Here is an 18,846-nt window from a genome sequence, read left to right as displayed (position 1 = left end):
CCTGTACTTCCGCCCAAGTTGTTAACACACTGCGGTTTCCATTTACCGCCATCAGCTTTATAATGAATCTCAATTATATTTTCAGTTCGGTGACAATTCAGGCAACGCTGGCAGCAAATGCAGACTATCCTAAACGTCTTCGAACTAAGTAACGGGACAGAATCCGAATGACAGATAACAACACTGCTTTAAAGAAGGCTGGACTTAAAGTCACGCTTCCGCGTCTTAAGATTCTGGAAGTTCTGCAAGATCCAACTTGCCACCACGTCAGCGCAGAAGATCTGTATAAGAAGCTGATCGATATGGGTGAAGAAATCGGCTTAGCCACCGTTTACCGTGTACTGAACCAGTTCGACGACGCTGGAATTGTAACTCGTCACAATTTTGAAGGCGGAAAATCCGTATTTGAGCTGACTCAGCAGCATCACCACGATCATCTGATCTGCTTAGACTGCGGTAAAGTGATTGAGTTTAGTGATGACTCCATTGAAAAACGTCAGCACGAAATTGCTAAAAAATACGGTATCCAGCTGACCAACCACAGCCTGTATCTTTATGGTCACTGCGCTGCGGGTGATTGCCGCGAAGACGAAAGTCTGCACGATGGCAGAGAGTAAGAATACGCGAGTGTAATGAGGCGACCTGAGGGTCGCTTTTTTTATTTCCTGAAATCCGCAATATTCGTTTTCTCACCAAATAATAGACAAAAAAAGCCCCTCAGGCTGGGGGCTAAATAACTCAGTCACTCATATGGCTTCGGCAAAAACCATGACAACAATAATGATGATGATGAAACGGTATTAAAAACCACTGCATAAAAACGTTATTGCGCTATTCCCTACCCCACCGGGGTAGGAAATAGCTAGCTTACCTATTTGGATATCACGCCTGTACCGGTTCTACGCGGCTATAGCGTTTGCCATCTGGGCTCACTGAACGAATTTGAACGTCGCCAGAAACGGTCGGCTGGGCTTTAGCATCATAACGCTGCCACTGCTTGCCACCGTCTACCGAGTATTCAATCCCCAGCCCTGGTAGCGCAATGTTGGCTTCCAGTTTCCCGCCCACAACTTTTGCTCCAGGAACCGGCAGGCGATATTCCACACCGGCTTTATCCATTTTCGCCAGCTCACGCTGCCCCATCAGGTTTGCAAAACGCTGCCAATCACTCAGCAGAGATTTTTTGTCTACCAGATTGGTTTCTCCGCCTTTATATTCGCGGCCCGCTTTGTAGTCTTGCTCCCAGCCCGCGCGATGCCATCCGCGTTCCGCTACCGTCATCACGCGAGGATAGATTTTATACTCCATCATTTCGTCGGTGCGCGTGGTTTCACTCCACAGCTGCGCTGAGAGTCCATAAACACCCGGCCATGGCTTATCGCTTTTCGCGGTAAAGAAGTTGCCGTCACGGTCTACGGAAGTTTCCGCATTCTGTGGCATGTTGTCTGGCGCGAAGCTGAAGATTTTACGCTCATCGTTAAAGCGAGTGCCCCAGTAGTAGCCATTTTCCTGTGGATTCACCTCATACGGGAAGTCCATGTAGACGTAGTCTGGGTTAGAAACCGTCACTTCGTAGCCTTTGTTCGCCCAGTCGTTGACAGTATCAAAACCGCCCCAATAGAGCGTATCCCAGAAGTTAACACCTACACGTTTGGTGGCAAATGCCTTCGCGTCTTTGGCATCTTTCAGACCATCCTGCCACGCCTGCATTTTTTCAATGCCATGCTTATTGACGATCTGGCTGACTTCAATCGCAAAGTGGCTTGGCAGATGTTCCATATCTTCCACTTTGCCGCTCTTAATTAGGGTCTGACAAACCTGAGACTGCGCCCATGGTTTATCTTCTTTGCTCTGATCGATAATGCCTTTACCCGGCTCAATCTTGCCATTTTTATCCTGATAACCCGGCCCTAAGCGGATGTTTTTAGCTTCATCACCGCCGAAGTGCCACGTGGTTAACGGCTGCCCCGCTTCTTTGTGCATCTGCGCCACTTCGCCAATCACTTTATCGACAAAGCGCTTAGAGGAATCTAAGCATGGATTCAAATAGCTCTTACGATCGTAGAACTGTACGGAGGTGGTATTTGAGGTATCCGTTGGATCAACCAAACGGAATTCATTCGCCCCCTTTTCGTCACCGGCGGCTTTCAATTTGTCATAGCGCGCTTCCATCGAAACCACGGCTGCACGGGCATGTGCAGGCATATCGATTTCAGGGATCACTTCAATCTGACGCGCCTGAGCATATTTAACGATATCGATATATTCGGCGCGAGTCAGATGGCCAGTGCCATTGTTGTTAGCATCAGGCCCCGAACCTAGCTGCGGCAGCAGGCACTCTTTTTCGCTCAGATCGTGGCAGCGTTTTGAGCCCACATCGATAAGCTCTGGCAGACCTGGGATCTCAATGCGCCAGCCTTCATCATCGGTCAGATGGAAGTGGAATTTGTTCATCTTGTACGCCGCCATCTGGTCTAGCAGACGGTGTACTGCTTCTTTGGAATGGAAGTTACGCCCGATGTCCAAGAAGATGCCACGGTATTGGAAACGCGGCGCGTCTTTCGCATCTAAGGTTGCAATCTTCATGCTGCCATCGCTTGGCACCAGCGAAAGGATGGACTGTAAGCCGTAGAATACGCCAGCCTGATCGTAACCAATAACTTCTGCGCCCTTCGGCCCGATCTTCAGCTCGTAAGCCCCCGGCACCGCTAAATCGCCTTTGAAGTGATTAACCGCAATCGCCGTTTTGATTGGATAGCCTTTGGCATCGCTTTTCACACCTAACAGCGCGAAACGCTGCTGCGCGGCTTCTGCCGTGGCGCTGTTCAGAACGGTAAGATCGAGCGCTACGCCTTTGCTGAGGTCAACGTCCTGCTGATGGATTTTCACTTCCATCGGCGTTGGCATAATTTGGCCACGCAGGCTCTGTGCTGGCAGCTCTTTCACATCAGCGTTTTTGTCGAAGCGAGTTTCAGGCACCATCAGAACGTTTTTATCGTCTTTGGTACGCTTCCACAGATCGCCCGCAAACGGCGTCACAAACTGGCGCAGATCTTCCGTATCGGTGCTGGCAATCACCTTAGGTTTAGCATCCTGAGAAGTGACGTACCAACGAGGCATAATGTCACTTTCAAACAACTGCCAGTATTCACCAATTAGAGGAATTTCTACCGATTGACCAGCGGTAAATCCTTTAAACTTATCGGTTGGTTCAATCTTATGCAGATCACCGGTCACAAAGGTAATTTTGAACTGATCGCTTTTCACGTCCAGAACCTGACGTGGGTTATGGAAATAGATCGCCCAGTCGTTGCCTTTAATATCGCTATCGCTGGTTAGCGTAATAACGGATTGATTACACGACGCCCAATCAGCGCCCAGCGCGGCACAATCTACGCCGTTCTCTGCCGCGCGGTTGTCGGTGACTTTCACGTTAACTTTTAACTGACTCAGTTGGTCAACGATTTGCTGATCTGCCTGACTTGCTGCGGAAAAACCGAGCATGCCCAGTGCAGAAACGGCAACGGCCAACGTGTTCAATTTAAATTTGCTCATCCTAAAGCCCCGTCCTTAATCAGTTATTGTTGCTGCGAATTTCCTGCCAAACTTTGCCACAGGCCTGCTGGTAGTTATCTCCAGCTCCGGTTTTAGCTGCCTGAATACAATTTTGGTAATCAAATACGCGCACGCTTTCCTTTTCGGCAAAGGCCTGATGCGGCTTACTTTGTTTCAACACTTCTAGCACTGACTGACAGGCTGAGATTTTATCTGGATTGCCTTCAGCGGTATTAATGCAGTTGCTATAGGCTTGCTTTAATTTTGCATCTTCTTGAGGTGCAGTAGATTGCTGTACACAGGCACTTAACCCAACAACGGCAGCGACAACCAATAGAATTTTTTTCATTTTTTGATCCCGTCAAAGTGACTCGGCATGTTTAGCAAAACACGCCGAGTCTTTGGCTTAGAAAATGGTGAACGGCGCGATTACGATGAACTTAACATCACGTTCGTCTTGGAACATGTTGCCATAACCGCCGCCCCAGCTTGGGTTGTCTGAATGGTTGTCGTACTGAGTGAAGTGCAGTTTGAACAGCGTGCCTTTCGCACGACCGTCCTGAATGGTGTACATCGCATCCAGACTGTAGGCGCTTTCTTTCACGCGCTGACTTTGATCGTACTGAGGATCGGTGCTTGGTTTAGCATCCCATGCGTAAACATAAGAACCGCCGATGGCGAAGCCCGGCATATCCCACTTGCTCAGGTCGTACATCACGCCGCCGAAAATGGCTTTTTCGCCGTTGGCGTTAAAGTCAGAACGGTTATCCCACCAAATATCCAAACGTCCGTTTGAAGATGCGTAGGTTGGAGTCATACGCTGTAAGAAGTAGCCTTGATTACCTTCAGCTTTGACGTAAGTACCTTCCAAGCGGAAGTCGAACTGCCCCACTTTGTAGCCCAGAGTCAGCGCTTGTAACCATGCGGTACCGTCGTAAAGATCGTTCACGCCGCCGTCATGTACGCGGTCGCGCGTGCCATAGAATTGGTAGCTGGTTGTCATCGGGTTACCCGCGACATCAAACTTGTAGGAACCTTTAGCAAAGTATTGATCGACATAACCTTCAGCCTGACCAAAGGCCGCTTCCAGTATGAAATCATTTTTGAAATCATACTTGGCGCCTAATGAGTGCAGATAAGAAACGCCGGTTTTTTTGTCGTTTTGATAGAAACCATCAACTTCGGTATGCCATGGCGCTTTATATTTGTCGGTCCACATGTAGGAGAAGCTCAGCGCTCCTGCATCACCGTAGTCAAAGTTTGCACCGGCCTCAGCACCTTGATAAGTACCAGGCATAAAGCTCCAGTGTGGCGCCAGTAAAGTTTGGCCTGTTGGCTGAATGTAGCCGGCACGCGCCCAGACTGGGCCGTACTTAAATTTCGCAGCAGCTTTGTACAGGCTTATGCCACTCTTATCACCCGAGTAGTCTTCGTCGTAGCCTTTGTTTTTCGAGGAGAAGGCAATTTCGTTTGGATGTCCGCTATCATGGTTCTCTGCCATTTCGATTGCGGTAAATGCGGCAACATCAATACCAAACATGTCGGCTGCATAGCCGGATGAGAAATCTAGATTGGCGTTCCACGTGGAATGATTAAGGTTGGTCTCGTAGTTTCCAGTGGTGACATCTTTACGGTCACGCTCACGTTGCCAGTAGTAAACACCACCTGTCAGCGTTGAATCATCAACAAAGCCTTCAGCCTTAGCTTCTGGCATTGCATAAAAACCACTACCCAACAACACCCCAGTTATGGCGAGCGTTAGCGCGTTGCGCTTCAAACGATGCGTAACCATAAAATCGATCCTCTTTGACTTTGAAAAACGCGACCCTCGACGTTCACCGGTCTAGGACGCAAAACCCCTAAAATGGGGAAAAATTAATTCGTAGTAGAGTGAATAACTCAATTGCTCATCTACCGTCTTAGACTATTTTTCGCGACGCGAATTATCAAATGAAAAGTAAAACAATTGTGCCAATTCTTGACCGAGTGCACATATTTTAATGTTTTGTTACATGTGACACACTTTTGCTGGGGGAATATTAAAATACCCTTTAAAAACAGCATTATATTTGTAATTTCATTGTAAGCTCAGGTGAGAATGCTTAGAAAACAGACGCTGAAGGGATAACCATTTTTATGCCGAGGTAAATCTGTGGCAATTAATTAATTCGTTAAACAAATATTCAGAGGGCGTTTATACACCTCGAGAAATAACATCGAGTTACTAAACTATTTACAATTAGGATTTAAATTAGAAAGGGGGACGATTGAAGACAGATAAAAAAAGCCACTTACGGCATAAGTAATGCGGATCGTTTAAGAAATCGAGATACACGGGGCTAGCACACCGCGGGGCGCTCCGGCGGCTTACGCCGCTACGATCCCATCGGTGTACTTCCCCTAAAATCAGGCTTAAATGACCAGTACTACTTACAACGTAAGCGGCTTTTTAATGATGACTAACTTGGGTTATGCACCCACTTTTGCCCACGTATCGCGCAGACCCACAGTGCGGTTAAACACTAAATGGTCTGGCGCGGAATAGCGGCAGTCAGCGCAGAAATAACCTTCACGTTCAAACTGATAGGTGACTTCTGGAGTCGCTACACCAAGGCTTGGTTCAACAAAACCTTTGCGGATAACCAACGACTCAGGGTTGATGGTAGACAGGAAGTCTTCCGCCGCTCCTGGGTTTGCAACGCTGAACAAGCGATCGTACAGATGGAATTCAGCAGGCACTGCGTGGTTTGCAGAAACCCAGTGAATAACGCCTTTCACTTTGCGACCATCAGCAGGATCTTTGCTCAAAGTATCCGCATCGTAGGTGCAGTAAATGGTAGTGATTTCGCCATCAGCGTCTTTCTCAACGCGCTCGGCTTTAATCACATAGGCATTACGCAGGCGAACTTCTTTGCCCAAGACTAAGCGCTTGTATTGTTTGTTGGCTTCTTCGCGGAAATCGGCACGATCGATATAGATCTCGTTGCTAAACGGCACTTCGCGTTTGCCCATTTCTGGCTTGTTCGGATGGTTTGGCATCGCCAGCATTTCTACGCTATCCGCAGACATGTTTTCAATAACCACTTTGACCGGATCCAGAACCGCCATCGCACGCGGTGCGATTTCATTTAGGTCATCACGCACGCAGGATTCCAACGCAGCCATTTCAACGTTGTTGTCTTGCTTGGTCACGCCAATACGCAGGCAGAATTCGCGGATAGAAGCTGCAGTATATCCGCGACGACGCAGGCCAGAAATCGTTGGCATACGTGGGTCGTCCCAACCTTCCACAATTTTCTCGGTCACCAGCTGGTTCAGCTTACGCTTAGACATAATGGCATATTCGAGATTCAGACGAGAGAACTCGTACTGACGCGGATGGGTTGGAATGGTGATGTTATCCAAAACCCAGTCGTATAGACGGCGGTTGTCTTGGAACTCCAGCGTACACAGTGAATGCGTGATCCCTTCCAGCGCATCGGAAATGCAGTGGGTGAAATCGTACATCGGGTAGATGCACCATTTGTTGCCGGTCTGGTGATGTTCAGCAAATTTAATACGGTACAGAACCGGATCGCGCATCACGATAAACGGAGACGCCATATCAATTTTGGCGCGTAGGCACGCAGTGCCTTCGGCGAATTCGCCGTTACGCATTTTTTCGAACAGTGCCAGATTCTCTTCGACGCTACGGTCGCGATACGGGCTATTTTTGCCCGGAGATGTCAGGGTCCCGCGATATTCACGGATCTGCTCAGGAGTAAGCTCATCAACATAAGCCAGCCCCTTGCTAATCAGCTCAACGGCGTACTGGTGCAGCTGATCGAAGTAATCAGAGGAGTAACGCACCGCGCCGCTCCACTCAAAACCTAGCCACTGTACGTCGCGTTTAATTGACTCAACGTATTCAATGTCTTCTTTCACCGGGTTGGTGTCATCAAAGCGCAGATTGCACTGGCCTTGATAGTCTTTGGCAATGCCAAAGTTCAGGCAAATGGATTTGGCGTGGCCAATATGCAGGTAGCCATTTGGCTCTGGCGGAAAACGGGTATGAACTGAATTATGTTTACCTGAGGCCAGATCTTCATCGATGATCTGACGGATAAAGTTACTTGGGCGGGCTTCAGCCTCACTCATTTTCTATTCCTCTATGCCTAAAAACGCGACTCATAACCAGTAATGATCTTACAACCTGTGGCGGGAAACAACCGTTTGTTGCCATTATCACGGCGTTTTTTCCATGGTTATGTCAAAAGATGACAGATCTGCTAAGTGACACTGTATATCAGCGGACGCTAAAAACAAAAAAACGGAGAAAGGTCACCCCTTCTCCGTTCTGCTTGCTTAAAACAGTTTCTGATAAATCAGCTAACCGTTCATCAGCAAGTTATTTTGCAAAGCTCTTATTTTGCAGTGATGTCATACAGCTTGGTTTCACCCGCCACGACATGACCCGCAGCCAGCGCTTTCAGACCACCGAAATCATCGATGTTGCTGACAACAACAGGGCTAATCATTGAGCGTGCATTGGCGTTCAGATATTCCAAATCCATTTCTAGAATTGGCTGACCTGCTTTCACTTCTGCACCCTCTTCAACCAGACGTTTGAAGCCTTGACCATTCAACGCCACGGTGTCGATGCCCATATGAACAACGATTTCTGCGCCTTCATCCGTTTCTAAACAGAACGCATGGTTGGTGTTGAAGATCTTAACAATAGTGCCACGTGCTGGGGAAACCACGGTTTTATCCGTTGGGCGAACCGCCACACCGTCGCCCACGGCTTTGCTGGCGAACGCTTCGTCAGGAACCTGATCCAACGCCACCACTTCACCGGTGATTGGAGAAACCAGCGTCGCTTTAACCACCGCAGCAGCGTTTGGCGTTGCCTGTGCTTTCACTTCAGCTGCTGCAGGCGCAGCATGAGCAACAGCGGCTTCAATTGGACCCGATGCCATCACGCCACGCATTGCGGTCGCGATTGCTTCAGCACGTGTACCCACGATGACCTGTACGCTCTGTTTGTTCAGGCGAATAACACCTGAAGCACCCAGACGTTTAGCCAAACTGTCGTTGACGATAGCAGAGTCTTTAACACTCAGACGCAGACGCGTGATACATGCATCGATACCGGTGATATTGGCAGAGCCACCAACCGCGGCAATGTAGTTGCGTGCCAGATTTGCCGTTTCGTTACCGCCTTTCGCATTGTCCAGATCCAGATCGTAGCCATCAGCGCTTTCGTCAGCGTCAGTAGCCAGTTCACGGCCAGGGGTCAGCAGGTTGAATTTGGTGATAGTGAAACGGAACACCACGTAGTAAATCACGAAGAACACCAGACCCTGAGGGATCAGCATGTACCAGTGAGTTGCCAATGGGTTACGTGAAGACAGCACCATATCCACCAGACCGGCGCTGAAGCCGAAGCCCGCAATCCAGTGCATAGAAGCTGCGATGAATACGGAAATACCGGTCAGGAATGCATGCAGAACATACAGCACTGGCGCAACGAACATGAAGGAGAATTCCAACGGTTCGGTGATACCGGTGAAGAAGGCTGCAAACGCAGCGGCCATCATGATACCGGCCACTTTGGCTTTGTTTTCTGGACGTGCGCAATGGTAAATCGCCAGCGCAGCACCCGGTAAACCAAACATCATGATTGGGAAGAAACCAGCCTGATAGCGGCCAGTGATACCAACAACGGCTTTGCCCGCTTCGATAGACTGTGCGCCACCCAAGAAGTTAGGAATGTCGTTAATACCCGCAACGTCAAACCAGAATACGGAGTTCAGAGCATGATGCAGACCAACAGGGATCAGCAAACGGTTGAAGAACGCGTAGATACCTGCGCCGACAGAGCCCATTTTCTGAATGTGTTCACCGAAGTTCACCAGTCCGTCGAAGATTAACGGCCAGATGTACATCAGGATAAACGCCACCAGAATCATGACGAAAGAGGTCAAAATTGGCACCAGACGACGGCCGCTGAAGAAGGACAGCGCCTTCGGCAACTCAACGCCGCTGAAGCGGTTGTACAGTTCAGCAGAGATAATACCAACCAAGATACCGACGAACTGGTTGTTAATCTTACCGAATGCAGCTGGAACCTGATCCGCAGGGATTTTCTGGATCATGGCTACCGCGGCTGGAGAGCACAGCGTAGTCAATACCAAGAAGCCAACAAAGCCAGTTAATGCGGCAGCGCCGTCTTTATCTTTAGACATACCGTAAGCGACACCGATCGCAAACAGTACGGACATGTTGTCGATAATGGCAGAGCCCGACTTGATGAAGAAGGCCGCTAACGCATTAGCGCCCCCCCAACCTACCGGGTCGATCCAATAACCGACACCCATTAATATCGCGGCAGCCGGTAGCGTCGCCACCGGTACCATCAGCGCACGGCCGACTTTTTGCAGATAACCTAAAATACTCACCATTTCCCCCTTGTGGACCCGTCATTGCTCGAATTGGCACTGCTCATGGTCACGTCATAACTGACTTAATTATTAAGTTGACAGTATGGACTACAATCAGGAGTGTAAAAAAATTATTTTTCTCCGCAAATTAAAACCTCCAGTTTTGTGATAAATATCACCAAAGGAGGCTCTAAACATGCCTAATTGCTAGCCATCATACAAAACTTATTTTATCATTCGAAAAATCCAAACGGCGTTAGGTCACACATTAGTCGTTAGCAAGCATTACGCCTTATACTCTGAGCAAAGAGCAATGTGGACCCCCGTTTATAATATAGATTTATATTCACTAAAGGTGCCCTATGAGACTTATCCCTCTAAGTAATGCTGCAGACGTTGGCTTATGGTCTGCCCGTCATATTGTTAACCGTATCAATGCCTTCAAACCAACGGCTGAACGCCCATTTGTTCTTGGCCTACCAACCGGCGGCACCCCGCTGCAAACCTACAAACGTTTAATCGAACTGCACAAGGCTGGCGAAATCAGCTTTAAGAACGTAGTTACGTTCAACATGGACGAATACATCGGTCTGCCGGAAGAGCATCCAGAAAGCTACCATAGCTTCATGTATAATAATTTCTTCAACCACGTGGATATCCCACGTGAAAACATCAACTTGCTGAACGGCAATGCGGCTGATGTTGATACCGAGTGCCGCCGCTACGAAGAAAAAATCAAATCCTACGGCAGAATCAATCTGTTTATGGGTGGTGTAGGTAACGATGGGCATATTGCTTTTAACGAGCCAGCATCATCTTTAGCTTCTCGCACTCGCATCAAAACGTTGACCGAAGAAACCCGCATCGCAAACTCTCGTTTCTTTGATGGCGACATGACAAAAGTGCCAAAATATGCGCTTACCGTCGGCGTTGGCACGTTGCTAGATGCTGAAGAAGTGATGATTTTGGTCACTGGCCACACGAAAGCTCTGTCTCTGCAGGCCGCCGTTGAAGGCAGCGTCAACCATATGTGGACGATCAGCGCTCTGCAACTTCATCCGAAGTCCGTCATCGTATGTGATGAGCCTTCCACGATGGAGCTGAAAGTCAAAACAGTTAAGTACTTCCGCGAGTTAGAAGCGGAAAACATGAAGAATCTATAATTTTCAACCTGTAACCAGGGGTATGTGATGTACGCTTTGACCCATTGTCGGATTTATACCGGCCACGATATTCTCGACGACCATGCAGTAATGATCGCCAATGGCTTAATTGAAAAGATCTGTCCTGTCGCTGAACTTCCGTCAGGCATTGAAACTCACGATCTAGGCGGAGCAATCCTTGCTCCTGGTTTCATCGATCTGCAACTTAATGGCTGTGGCGGCGTTCAGTTTAATGATTCTGTCGAAGCTGTTTCGGAAGAAACGCTTGAAATCATGCAGCACGCCAACGAGAAATCAGGCTGTACCAGCTATTTACCTACGCTTATCACCAGTGCTGACGATTTAATGAAGCACGGTATCGATGTTATGCGCAGCTATCTGACCAAGCACCAGAATCAGGCGCTAGGTCTGCATATTGAAGGCCCATACATCAGCTTGGAAAAGAAAGGCACGCACAATCCGAAATACATCCGTAAACCGGATCATGAAATGATCGATTTCATGTGCGAGCACGCAGACGCCATCACCAAAGTGACGATGGCTCCGGAAGTTGCAACTCAGGCATCTATCCAGCAGCTGAAAGCCGCAGGTATTGTGGTTTCCGCTGGCCACTCCAACGCCACCTATGAAGAAGCGCGCAAAGGCTTCGCCGCAGGTATGAGCTTTGCGACTCACCTTTATAATGCGATGCCAGCCATTTCTGGCCGTGCTCCAGGTCTGATGGGGGCAATTTTTGATACCCCTGAAGTGTACACCGGTATTATCGCCGATGGTCACCACGTCGCTTGGCCAAGTATTCGTCTGGCTAAACGTCTGAAAGGCGAACATCTGGTGCTGGTCACCGATGCGACTGCACCTGCAGGCGCCAACATAGATCACTTCATTTTCGCCGGAAAAACAGTATATTACCGCAATGGTTTAGTCGTTGATGAAAACGGTACGCTGAGCGGTTCTGCACTGACTATGATCGACGCCGTCAAAAACAGCGTTGAGCACGTCGGTATTGCTCTGGATGAAGCATTGCGTATGGCAACGCTCTATCCATCGCGCGCGGTGGGTGTTGATAGCCGTCTGGGAAGCATCGAAGCGGGTAAAGTGGCGAACCTGACCGCTTTCACTTCAGACTATCGCGTGATCAAAACCATCGTGAACGGCGAAACGGTTTACGAAAATAAATAAGAAAGAACGTACATCAGTCTGCGTGCTTTCTTTATTAACTTGAGCTCTATTTTTCTAAGCGGGTAATAAATTGATGACAACAGGCGGACAAGGACAAATTGGTAACGTAGATCTGGTTAAACAACTTAACAGCGCCGCTGTTTATCGTTTAATCGATCTGCAAGGCCCTATTTCGCGCATTCAAATTGCCGAACTAAGCCAGCTTGCTCCCGCCAGCGTCACCAAAATTACCCGTCAGCTACTGGAACGCGGGCTGATCAAAGAAGTCGATCAGCAAGCGTCTACCGGTGGCCGCCGTGCTATTTCCATTGTGACAGAAACACGCCTCTTCAATACCGTAGCCATCCGCTTAGGGCGTCACGACGCCACCATCACGCTGTACGATATGAGCGGAAAATCGCTGGCCGAAGAGCACTACCCGTTGCCTGAGCGTACTCAGGAAACAGTGGAAAACGCACTGCTGAATACCATTGAGCAGTTCATGTTGACCTATCAGCGTAAAATCCGCGAGCTGATTGCCATTGCGGTGATCTTGCCCGGATTGGTCGATCCGCAGCATGGGATCGTGCGCTACATGCCGCATATTGCCGTTAATGATTGGCCGTTAGTCAAAGCGCTAGAAGACAGATTTAACGTCACCAGCTTCGTTGGTCACGATATTCGTAGCCTCGCCTTAGCTGAGCATTATTTCGGCGCCACCCGCGACTGCGAAGATTCAATGTTGGTACGTCTACACCGAGGAACCGGTGCGGGTATCATCGTGAACGAGAAAATATTTCTCGGCAGCAAGGGAAACGTTGGTGAGATTGGGCACATCCAAATCGATCCATTAGGCGAGCGTTGCCACTGCGGGAACTTCGGTTGCTTGGAAACCGTGGCCGCCAACGCCGCCATTGAACAACGCGTTCGTCATCTGCTTGAGCAAGGCTATCCCAGCAAGCTCACGCTGGACGATTGCAGCATCAGCGCAATCTGCAAAGCGGCAAATAAAGGCGACGCGCTAGCAACAGAAGTGATTGAATTGGTAGGCCGCTATCTGGGTCGCGCCATTGCTATTGCGATTAACATGTTTAACCCGCAGAAAGTGGTCATCGCCGGCGAAATTATTGAAGCAGAAAAAACGCTGCTGCCTGCGATTCAGAGCTGCATCAATACTCAAGCGTTGAAGAATTTCCGCATTAATCTACCGGTGGTCACGTCTGAATTAGATCATCGGTCAGCCATTGGGGCATTTGCGCTAGTAAAGCGAGCCATGCTCAACGGCGTATTACTACAGCGCCTGCTGGAAGGGCAACATCCGCACTAATTCTCTTCTTACTTCAAGCTGCTACGTTAACTGACAAGCATGATATGATTTGTGCTTGTCAACTTAACGAGTAATAAACCCATGACAATCAAAAGTATTATTTGTGACATCGACGGCGTTTTGATGCACGACAACACTCCGGTTCCGGGTGCAGATAAATTTCTGGCACGTATTCAAGAAAATGACATTCCTCTGGTTATCCTGACCAACTACCCTTCTCAAACCGCGCAGGATCTGGCAAACCGCTTCGCAGCCGCTGGGCTTGATGTCCCTGAAAGCGTGTTTTACACCTCGGCTATGGCCACCGCCGATTTTCTTAAGCGTCAGGAGGGGAAAAAAGCCTATGTGATTGGTGAAGGTGCATTGATTCACGAGTTATACAAAGCAGGCTTTACCATCACCGATATCAATCCCGATTTTGTTATCGTTGGTGAAACCCGTTCGTATAACTGGGAGATGATCCACAAGGCTTCATACTTCGTGGTCAACGGCGCACGGTTTATTGCGACGAACCCGGATACGCACGGCCGTGGTTTTTACCCCGCCTGTGGCGCGTTATGTGCGCCGATTGAACTGATTTCAGGCCGCAAGCCTTTCTACGTTGGTAAACCAAGTCCGTGGATTATTCGCGCCGCGCTTAACAAGATGCAGGCTCATTCAGAAAGCACCGTGATCATCGGTGATAATCTGAATACCGATATTCTGGCAGGTTTCCAAGCGGGGCTAGAAACGATATTAGTGCTGTCCGGCGTCTCAACGTTAAACGACGTGGACAACATGCCGTTCCGACCTAACTACATTTACCCTTCCGTTGCCGATATCGACATCATCTAACGTTATCCATTTGCGTCTGGTCAGCTCGATCAGACGCAACTTTCTCTTTTTCCTCTCCGCTTTTACTTCATTTTTTCTGCGCTGCTTTTTTCTCGATGACTCATCGAACGCTAAAAAATTATCGATTCCTCAATAATTCACTTTAAAAAATGAATAATCATTAAGATTCAGAGTACACCAACAGACTATTTCTCACCATTAAGCTAAAGCACTTGCATTCTATTCAGGTTTTGACGCAATTTGTTATTTATAGCAGCGGTAAACGCCTCACTGAGCCGTAAATCAATAATTTTTTACCGCCTTAAACTGACTCACAACGTCACAACTAGACAATGCAGTATGGGAGAAATCTATGTGTTCTATCTTTGGTGTGCTTGATTTAAAAACCGATCCTATTGAGCTGCGCAAAAAGGCACTCGAACTGTCACGCCTAATGCGTCATCGTGGCCCAGATTGGTCCGGCATTTATGCTTCTGACAACGCGATTTTGGCGCATGAGCGTCTGTCTATCGTTGACGTCAACAACGGCGCCCAGCCTTTGTACAATGCCGCGCACACCCATATTCTTGCCGTGAATGGTGAAATTTATAACCATCAGGCTTTGCGCCAGCGTTTCGAAGGTCGTTATGAATTCCAAACAGCTTCTGACTGTGAAGTCATTTTGGCGCTATACGAAGAGCAAGGTTCTGCGTTCTTAGACGAACTGCAGGGCATGTTTGCCTTTGTTTTATATGACACAGAAAAAAACAGCTATCTGATTGGCCGCGATCATCTCGGAATTATTCCGCTGTACATGGGTTATGACGAACACGGCAACTTCTACGTAGCATCAGAGATGAAAGCTCTGGTACCGGTTTGCCGCACCATCAAAGAATTCCCTGCGGGCAGCTATATGTCGAGCGACGATGGCGAAATTCATAGCTACTACCAGCGCGACTGGTTTGAGTTCGATAACGTTAAAGAAAACCACACTGACGCGGCTCAATTGAAAGAGGCCTTGGAAGATTCGGTCAAAAGCCATCTAATGTCTGACGTCCCTTACGGCGTGCTGCTATCCGGTGGGCTCGACTCCTCGGTAATCTCCGCCATTACCAAAAAATTTGCCGCTCGCCGCGTTGAAGACGGTGAACGCAGCGAAGCGTGGTGGCCACAGCTGCACTCATTCGCCGTGGGGCTGGAAGGCTCACCGGATTTAAAAGCCGCGCAGGAAGTGGCAAACCATCTTGGCACGGTGCATCACGAAATTCATTTCACGGTGCAAGAAGGCTTAGACGCCATTCGCGACGTGATTTATCACATCGAAACCTACGATGTGACCACCATCCGCGCCTCAACGCCAATGTATTTGATGGCGCGTAAAATAAAAGCCATGGGCATCAAGATGGTGCTGTCCGGCGAAGGGGCCGATGAGGTCTTTGGCGGATATCTCTATTTCCATAAAGCACCGAACGCCAAAGAGTTCCACGAAGAAACCGTGCGTAAGCTGCTGGCGCTGCATATGTATGACTGCGCCCGCGCTAACAAGGCTATGTCAGCGTGGGGCGTTGAGGCACGTGTTCCTTTCTTGGATAAAAAATTCCTCGACGTCGCTATGCGCCTAAACCCACAAGATAAAATGTGCGGCAACGGCAAAATGGAGAAATACATCTTACGTGAATGTTTTGAATCCTATCTGCCAGCCAGCGTAGCATGGCGTCAGAAAGAGCAGTTCTCCGACGGCGTGGGTTATAGCTGGATCGATACTTTAAAAGAAACCGCGAATCAGCAGATTAGCGATCAAATGTTGGCAAATGCGCACTTCCGTTTCCCATACAACACGCCAAACTCGAAAGAAGGCTATTTGTATCGTGAAATTTTTGAAGAGTTATTCCCCGTGCCTAGCGCCGCTGAGTGTGTTCCTGGCGGTCCTTCCGTTGCCTGTTCCTCGGCAAAAGCGATTGAATGGGATGAGTCTTTCAAAAAAATGGATGACCCATCAGGTCGTGCTGTAGGCGTACATCAGTCTGCTTATCAAAAGTAGCGGTTTAAAAAGTTATGTATTCTCCAAACGGCGAACTTTTTAGGTTCGCCGTTTTTTTTATCGATAACGCCGTTTTACCCTATTAATAAGCCTGAATTTTGTTGATTTTCTCACCGAGCTGTATAATCCCCGCGCAAACGTGCCTCAGATGTCCTTTTCCGATAAAAAAGGGGTTGACGCAACTTTCTCATATACGCATAATGCGCCCCGCAACGCCGATGAAGGTTGGCGAAAAATAGATGGCTACGTAGCTCAGTTGGTTAGAGCACATCACTCATAATGATGGGGTCACAGGTTCGAATCCCGTCGTAGCCACCATCTATTTTCAACACCTTCGATTAAATGAGCGGGAGTGGCGAAATTGGTAGACGCACTAGATTTAGGTTCTAGCGCCGCAAGGTGTACGAGTTCAAGTCTCGTCTCCCGCACCATTTAAACGACTCGGTTTTGCAGCGGATGGGGTATCGCCAAGCGGTAAGGCACTGGGTTTTGATCCCAGCATTCCCAGGTTCGAATCCTGGTACCCCAGCCATCCTTTTCCTCGAAAAGGTCTAGTGAATTCTATTCCCAATTGGGGTATCGCCAAGCGGTAAGGCACTGGGTTTTGATCCCAGCATTCCCAGGTTCGAATCCTGGTACCCCAGCCATAGAATTGGCTACTAAAATTACGTATTAAAGAGTTTCCTTGAGTTGGCTACGTAGCTCAGTTGGTTAGAGCACATCACTCATAATGATGGGGTCACAGGTTCGAATCCCGTCGTAGCCACCATTTGGGGTATCGCCAAGCGGTAAGGCTCTGGTTTCTGATACCAGCATTCCGAGGTTCGAATCCTCGTACCCCAGCCATATTTCTTAAATCTGTTTTAGACAGGTTTACGCGTTAAAAGACGCAATATAGTAACACCCAAACAATTGGGGTATCGCCAAGCGGTAAGGCTCTGGTTTCTGATACCAGCATTCCGAGGTTCGAATCCTCGTACCCCAGCCAATAAAAAGAGCTCGCTTTTAGCGAGCTTTTTTTCGTCTTGAGTTTCTTCAGCTTTGACTAGCATTTATCAATAATTAAGCCTGATTTTAGGGGGAATCGTAGGGTGGGGCCGTGTATCTCGATCTCATAGGCAGTCAACACATTGCTAGAGGTCTACAACCCCAACGCATACTTCAACGCGCGTTTTTTTAACTCTCCTGAGCGCTCCGCTGCCATCAATCCTAAATTTCGCACCAGCTGCAGCGGCTTAAGCTCATTGCTGAAAGCGCTATAAAACAGATCCATACCAGCCTGCATTAACAAATTATCTGGACGGCGACGGCGTTGATAGCGTTTCAGGATTTCCTCGCTGTGCCAGATTTCACCTTGCTGACGCGCATTGATCACCACATCCAGCAGCGCATCTACGTCGCGATATCCCAGATTAACCCCCTGCCCTGCCAGTGGATTAATGGTGTGCGCCGCATCGCCAAGCAATGCCAAACCATTTTGCACGTAACGGTTCGCATGGCGACGCACCAGAGGGAACGATCCTGCGGCTGTTGCCGTAACATCGCCCAAACGCGCGGGGAACGTCTGTTTGATTTCTTGCGTAAGCTGCGACATAGGTAATGCCATAAGCTGACGGATCCGAGCCGGACTGTCATACCAGACCAGTGAAGCCCAGTTATCCCATAACGGCAGAAAAGCGCGCGGGCCTTGCGGCGTAAACTGCTGCCACGTGACGTCTAAGGGGTCTTCCTGCGTTTGAACGGTTATCAGCATGCAAGATTGGCGATATTGCCAGCCGCGCACGCCTATGCCCGCCTGAGCGCGCACCAAAGAGTTTGCGCCATCGGCACCTAAAACCAGCTTGGTTTCAATTTCACGACCGTCGCTCAATTCCACGTTCCACACGTCTTGGTCTTGTGTGATGATTTTTAATTCAGCAGGAACCATCAGCGAAATATTAGGCATCTGCTCTAAGTGCTGCCAAAGCGCAAGCTGCAACACTTCGTTTTCTAGCATGTAGCCGAGCTCTGGAATACCCAGCTCTTGGGCACTGAAACTGACGCGGGATGCTTCCCACTCCCAGGTTTCTAAACCACGATAGGCCGCACTGCGCATATGACGTACCGTTTTCCATATGCCTAAACTCTCTAGCAGCGCCACCGATGAGGCACTGATAGCCGATATTCGCAAATCAGGTGACTGCGACGCATCGAATGGGCGAGGCGTACGGTTTTCAACAACCGTGACAGTAAAACCGGCCTGTGCCAACCCCAACGCGGCGGCAGCGCCCACCATGCCGCCACCGATAACGACAACATCACTTTTATGCTCGGCCATAGATCCTCCTGCTTATATATTTCGTCATTGTACCGGATTTTACCTTTGAT

General features: G+C 48.9%; 12 protein-coding genes and 7 tRNA genes. 13 read left to right on the top strand and 6 right to left on the bottom strand.

Going from position 1 to position 18,846, the window contains the following annotated elements:
* Positions 1-167 precede the first annotated feature (167 nt).
* Positions 168-617: a ferric iron uptake transcriptional regulator gene (fur, locus tag BN1044_RS09080; RefSeq protein WP_072308405.1), complete on the top strand. Its 450-nt coding sequence runs from the start codon at positions 168-170 to the stop codon at positions 615-617.
* A 265-nt stretch (positions 618-882) separates the two neighbouring features.
* On the opposite strand, the gene BN1044_RS09075 is transcribed toward fur, so the two are convergent.
* From BN1044_RS09075 to nagE, 5 genes are all read right to left on the bottom strand, one after another.
* Entirely contained in the window at positions 883-3,555 is a 2,673-nt protein-coding gene (locus tag BN1044_RS09075; protein ID WP_072308404.1) for a beta-N-acetylhexosaminidase, read from the bottom strand.
* Positions 3,556-3,574: 19 nt separating this feature from the next.
* Positions 3,575-3,904 carry a ChiQ/YbfN family lipoprotein gene (gene chiQ, locus BN1044_RS09070; protein WP_072308403.1) on the bottom strand — a complete coding sequence of 110 codons (330 nt, stop codon included), beginning with the start codon at positions 3,902-3,904 and terminating at the stop codon, positions 3,575-3,577.
* Between the two features lie 57 nt (positions 3,905-3,961).
* Positions 3,962-5,347 carry a chitoporin ChiP gene (chiP, locus tag BN1044_RS09065; RefSeq protein WP_040045685.1) on the bottom strand — a complete coding sequence of 462 codons (1,386 nt, stop codon included), beginning with the start codon at positions 5,345-5,347 and terminating at the stop codon, positions 3,962-3,964.
* Positions 5,348-6,024: 677 nt separating this feature from the next.
* A complete protein-coding gene (gene glnS / locus BN1044_RS09060) occupies positions 6,025-7,692 on the bottom strand; it encodes a glutamine--tRNA ligase (RefSeq protein ID WP_072308402.1) in 1,668 nt (555 codons plus the stop codon).
* A gap of 266 nt (positions 7,693-7,958) precedes the next feature.
* Positions 7,959-9,995, bottom strand: coding sequence for an N-acetylglucosamine-specific PTS transporter subunit IIBC (gene nagE, locus BN1044_RS09055; RefSeq protein ID WP_175421598.1), 2,037 nt, complete (start codon positions 9,993-9,995; stop codon positions 7,959-7,961).
* A 344-nt stretch (positions 9,996-10,339) separates the two neighbouring features.
* On the opposite strand from nagE, the gene nagB reads away from it, so the two are divergent.
* The 12 genes from nagB (at position 10,340) to BN1044_RS08995 (ending at position 17,467) form a co-directional block, all read left to right on the top strand.
* Positions 10,340-11,140, top strand: a complete 801-nt coding sequence (gene nagB / locus BN1044_RS09050) for a glucosamine-6-phosphate deaminase (protein ID WP_072308400.1) — start codon at positions 10,340-10,342, stop codon at positions 11,138-11,140.
* A 27-nt stretch (positions 11,141-11,167) separates the two neighbouring features.
* Positions 11,168-12,319 (top strand): N-acetylglucosamine-6-phosphate deacetylase, encoded by a 1,152-nt coding sequence (gene nagA / locus BN1044_RS09045; RefSeq protein ID WP_072308399.1) that lies wholly within the window; start codon positions 11,168-11,170, stop codon positions 12,317-12,319.
* Positions 12,320-12,392: 73 nt separating this feature from the next.
* Entirely contained in the window at positions 12,393-13,625 is a 1,233-nt protein-coding gene (gene nagC / locus BN1044_RS09040) for a DNA-binding transcriptional regulator NagC (RefSeq protein WP_072308398.1), read from the top strand.
* 81 nt (positions 13,626-13,706) lie between these two features.
* Complete coding sequence (locus BN1044_RS09035; protein ID WP_072308397.1) at positions 13,707-14,459, top strand: HAD-IIA family hydrolase; 753 nt, start codon at positions 13,707-13,709, stop codon at positions 14,457-14,459.
* Positions 14,460-14,811: 352 nt separating this feature from the next.
* Positions 14,812-16,479, top strand: coding sequence for an asparagine synthase B (gene asnB, locus BN1044_RS09030; RefSeq protein ID WP_072308396.1), 1,668 nt, complete (start codon positions 14,812-14,814; stop codon positions 16,477-16,479).
* A 241-nt stretch (positions 16,480-16,720) separates the two neighbouring features.
* A tRNA-Met gene (locus BN1044_RS09025) sits at positions 16,721-16,797 on the top strand.
* A 28-nt stretch (positions 16,798-16,825) separates the two neighbouring features.
* Positions 16,826-16,910, top strand: a tRNA-Leu gene (locus BN1044_RS09020).
* A gap of 26 nt (positions 16,911-16,936) precedes the next feature.
* Positions 16,937-17,011, top strand: a tRNA-Gln gene (locus BN1044_RS09015).
* 40 nt (positions 17,012-17,051) lie between these two features.
* Positions 17,052-17,126 (top strand) — tRNA-Gln (locus tag BN1044_RS09010).
* Positions 17,127-17,171: 45 nt separating this feature from the next.
* Positions 17,172-17,248 (top strand) — tRNA-Met (locus tag BN1044_RS09005).
* A gap of 2 nt (positions 17,249-17,250) precedes the next feature.
* Positions 17,251-17,325 (top strand) — tRNA-Gln (locus tag BN1044_RS09000).
* A gap of 67 nt (positions 17,326-17,392) precedes the next feature.
* Positions 17,393-17,467 (top strand) — tRNA-Gln (locus tag BN1044_RS08995).
* A gap of 153 nt (positions 17,468-17,620) precedes the next feature.
* Here the strand turns inward: BN1044_RS08995 and ubiF are convergent.
* Positions 17,621-18,796, bottom strand: a complete 1,176-nt coding sequence (gene ubiF, locus BN1044_RS08990; protein WP_072308395.1) for a 3-demethoxyubiquinol 3-hydroxylase — start codon at positions 18,794-18,796, stop codon at positions 17,621-17,623.
* Positions 18,797-18,846: the final 50 nt, after the last annotated feature.

Origin of the sequence: Hafnia alvei (assembly GCF_900095695.1) — a bacterium.
Lineage (GTDB): Bacteria > Pseudomonadota > Gammaproteobacteria > Enterobacterales > Enterobacteriaceae > Hafnia > Hafnia alvei_B.
Note: the sequence above shows the minus strand (reverse complement) of the source record. Positions and strands in the feature narration are given on the sequence as shown.

Excerpts from the sequence above, each read along its gene's own strand:
- fur (WP_072308405.1), top strand. The coding sequence starts at position 168 with ATGACAGATAACAACACTGCTTTAAAGAAGGCTGGACTTAAAGTCACG.
- BN1044_RS09075 (WP_072308404.1), bottom strand. The coding sequence starts at position 3,555 with ATGAGCAAATTTAAATTGAACACGTTGGCCGTTGCCGTTTCTGCACTG.
- chiQ (WP_072308403.1), bottom strand. The coding sequence starts at position 3,904 with ATGAAAAAAATTCTATTGGTTGTCGCTGCCGTTGTTGGGTTAAGTGCC.
- chiP (WP_040045685.1), bottom strand. The coding sequence starts at position 5,347 with ATGGTTACGCATCGTTTGAAGCGCAACGCGCTAACGCTCGCCATAACT.
- glnS (WP_072308402.1), bottom strand. The coding sequence starts at position 7,692 with ATGAGTGAGGCTGAAGCCCGCCCAAGTAACTTTATCCGTCAGATCATC.
- nagB (WP_072308400.1), top strand. The coding sequence starts at position 10,340 with ATGAGACTTATCCCTCTAAGTAATGCTGCAGACGTTGGCTTATGGTCT.
- nagA (WP_072308399.1), top strand. The coding sequence starts at position 11,168 with ATGTACGCTTTGACCCATTGTCGGATTTATACCGGCCACGATATTCTC.
- nagC (WP_072308398.1), top strand. The coding sequence starts at position 12,393 with ATGACAACAGGCGGACAAGGACAAATTGGTAACGTAGATCTGGTTAAA.
- BN1044_RS09035 (WP_072308397.1), top strand. The coding sequence starts at position 13,707 with ATGACAATCAAAAGTATTATTTGTGACATCGACGGCGTTTTGATGCAC.
- asnB (WP_072308396.1), top strand. The coding sequence starts at position 14,812 with ATGTGTTCTATCTTTGGTGTGCTTGATTTAAAAACCGATCCTATTGAG.
- ubiF (WP_072308395.1), bottom strand. The coding sequence starts at position 18,796 with ATGGCCGAGCATAAAAGTGATGTTGTCGTTATCGGTGGCGGCATGGTG.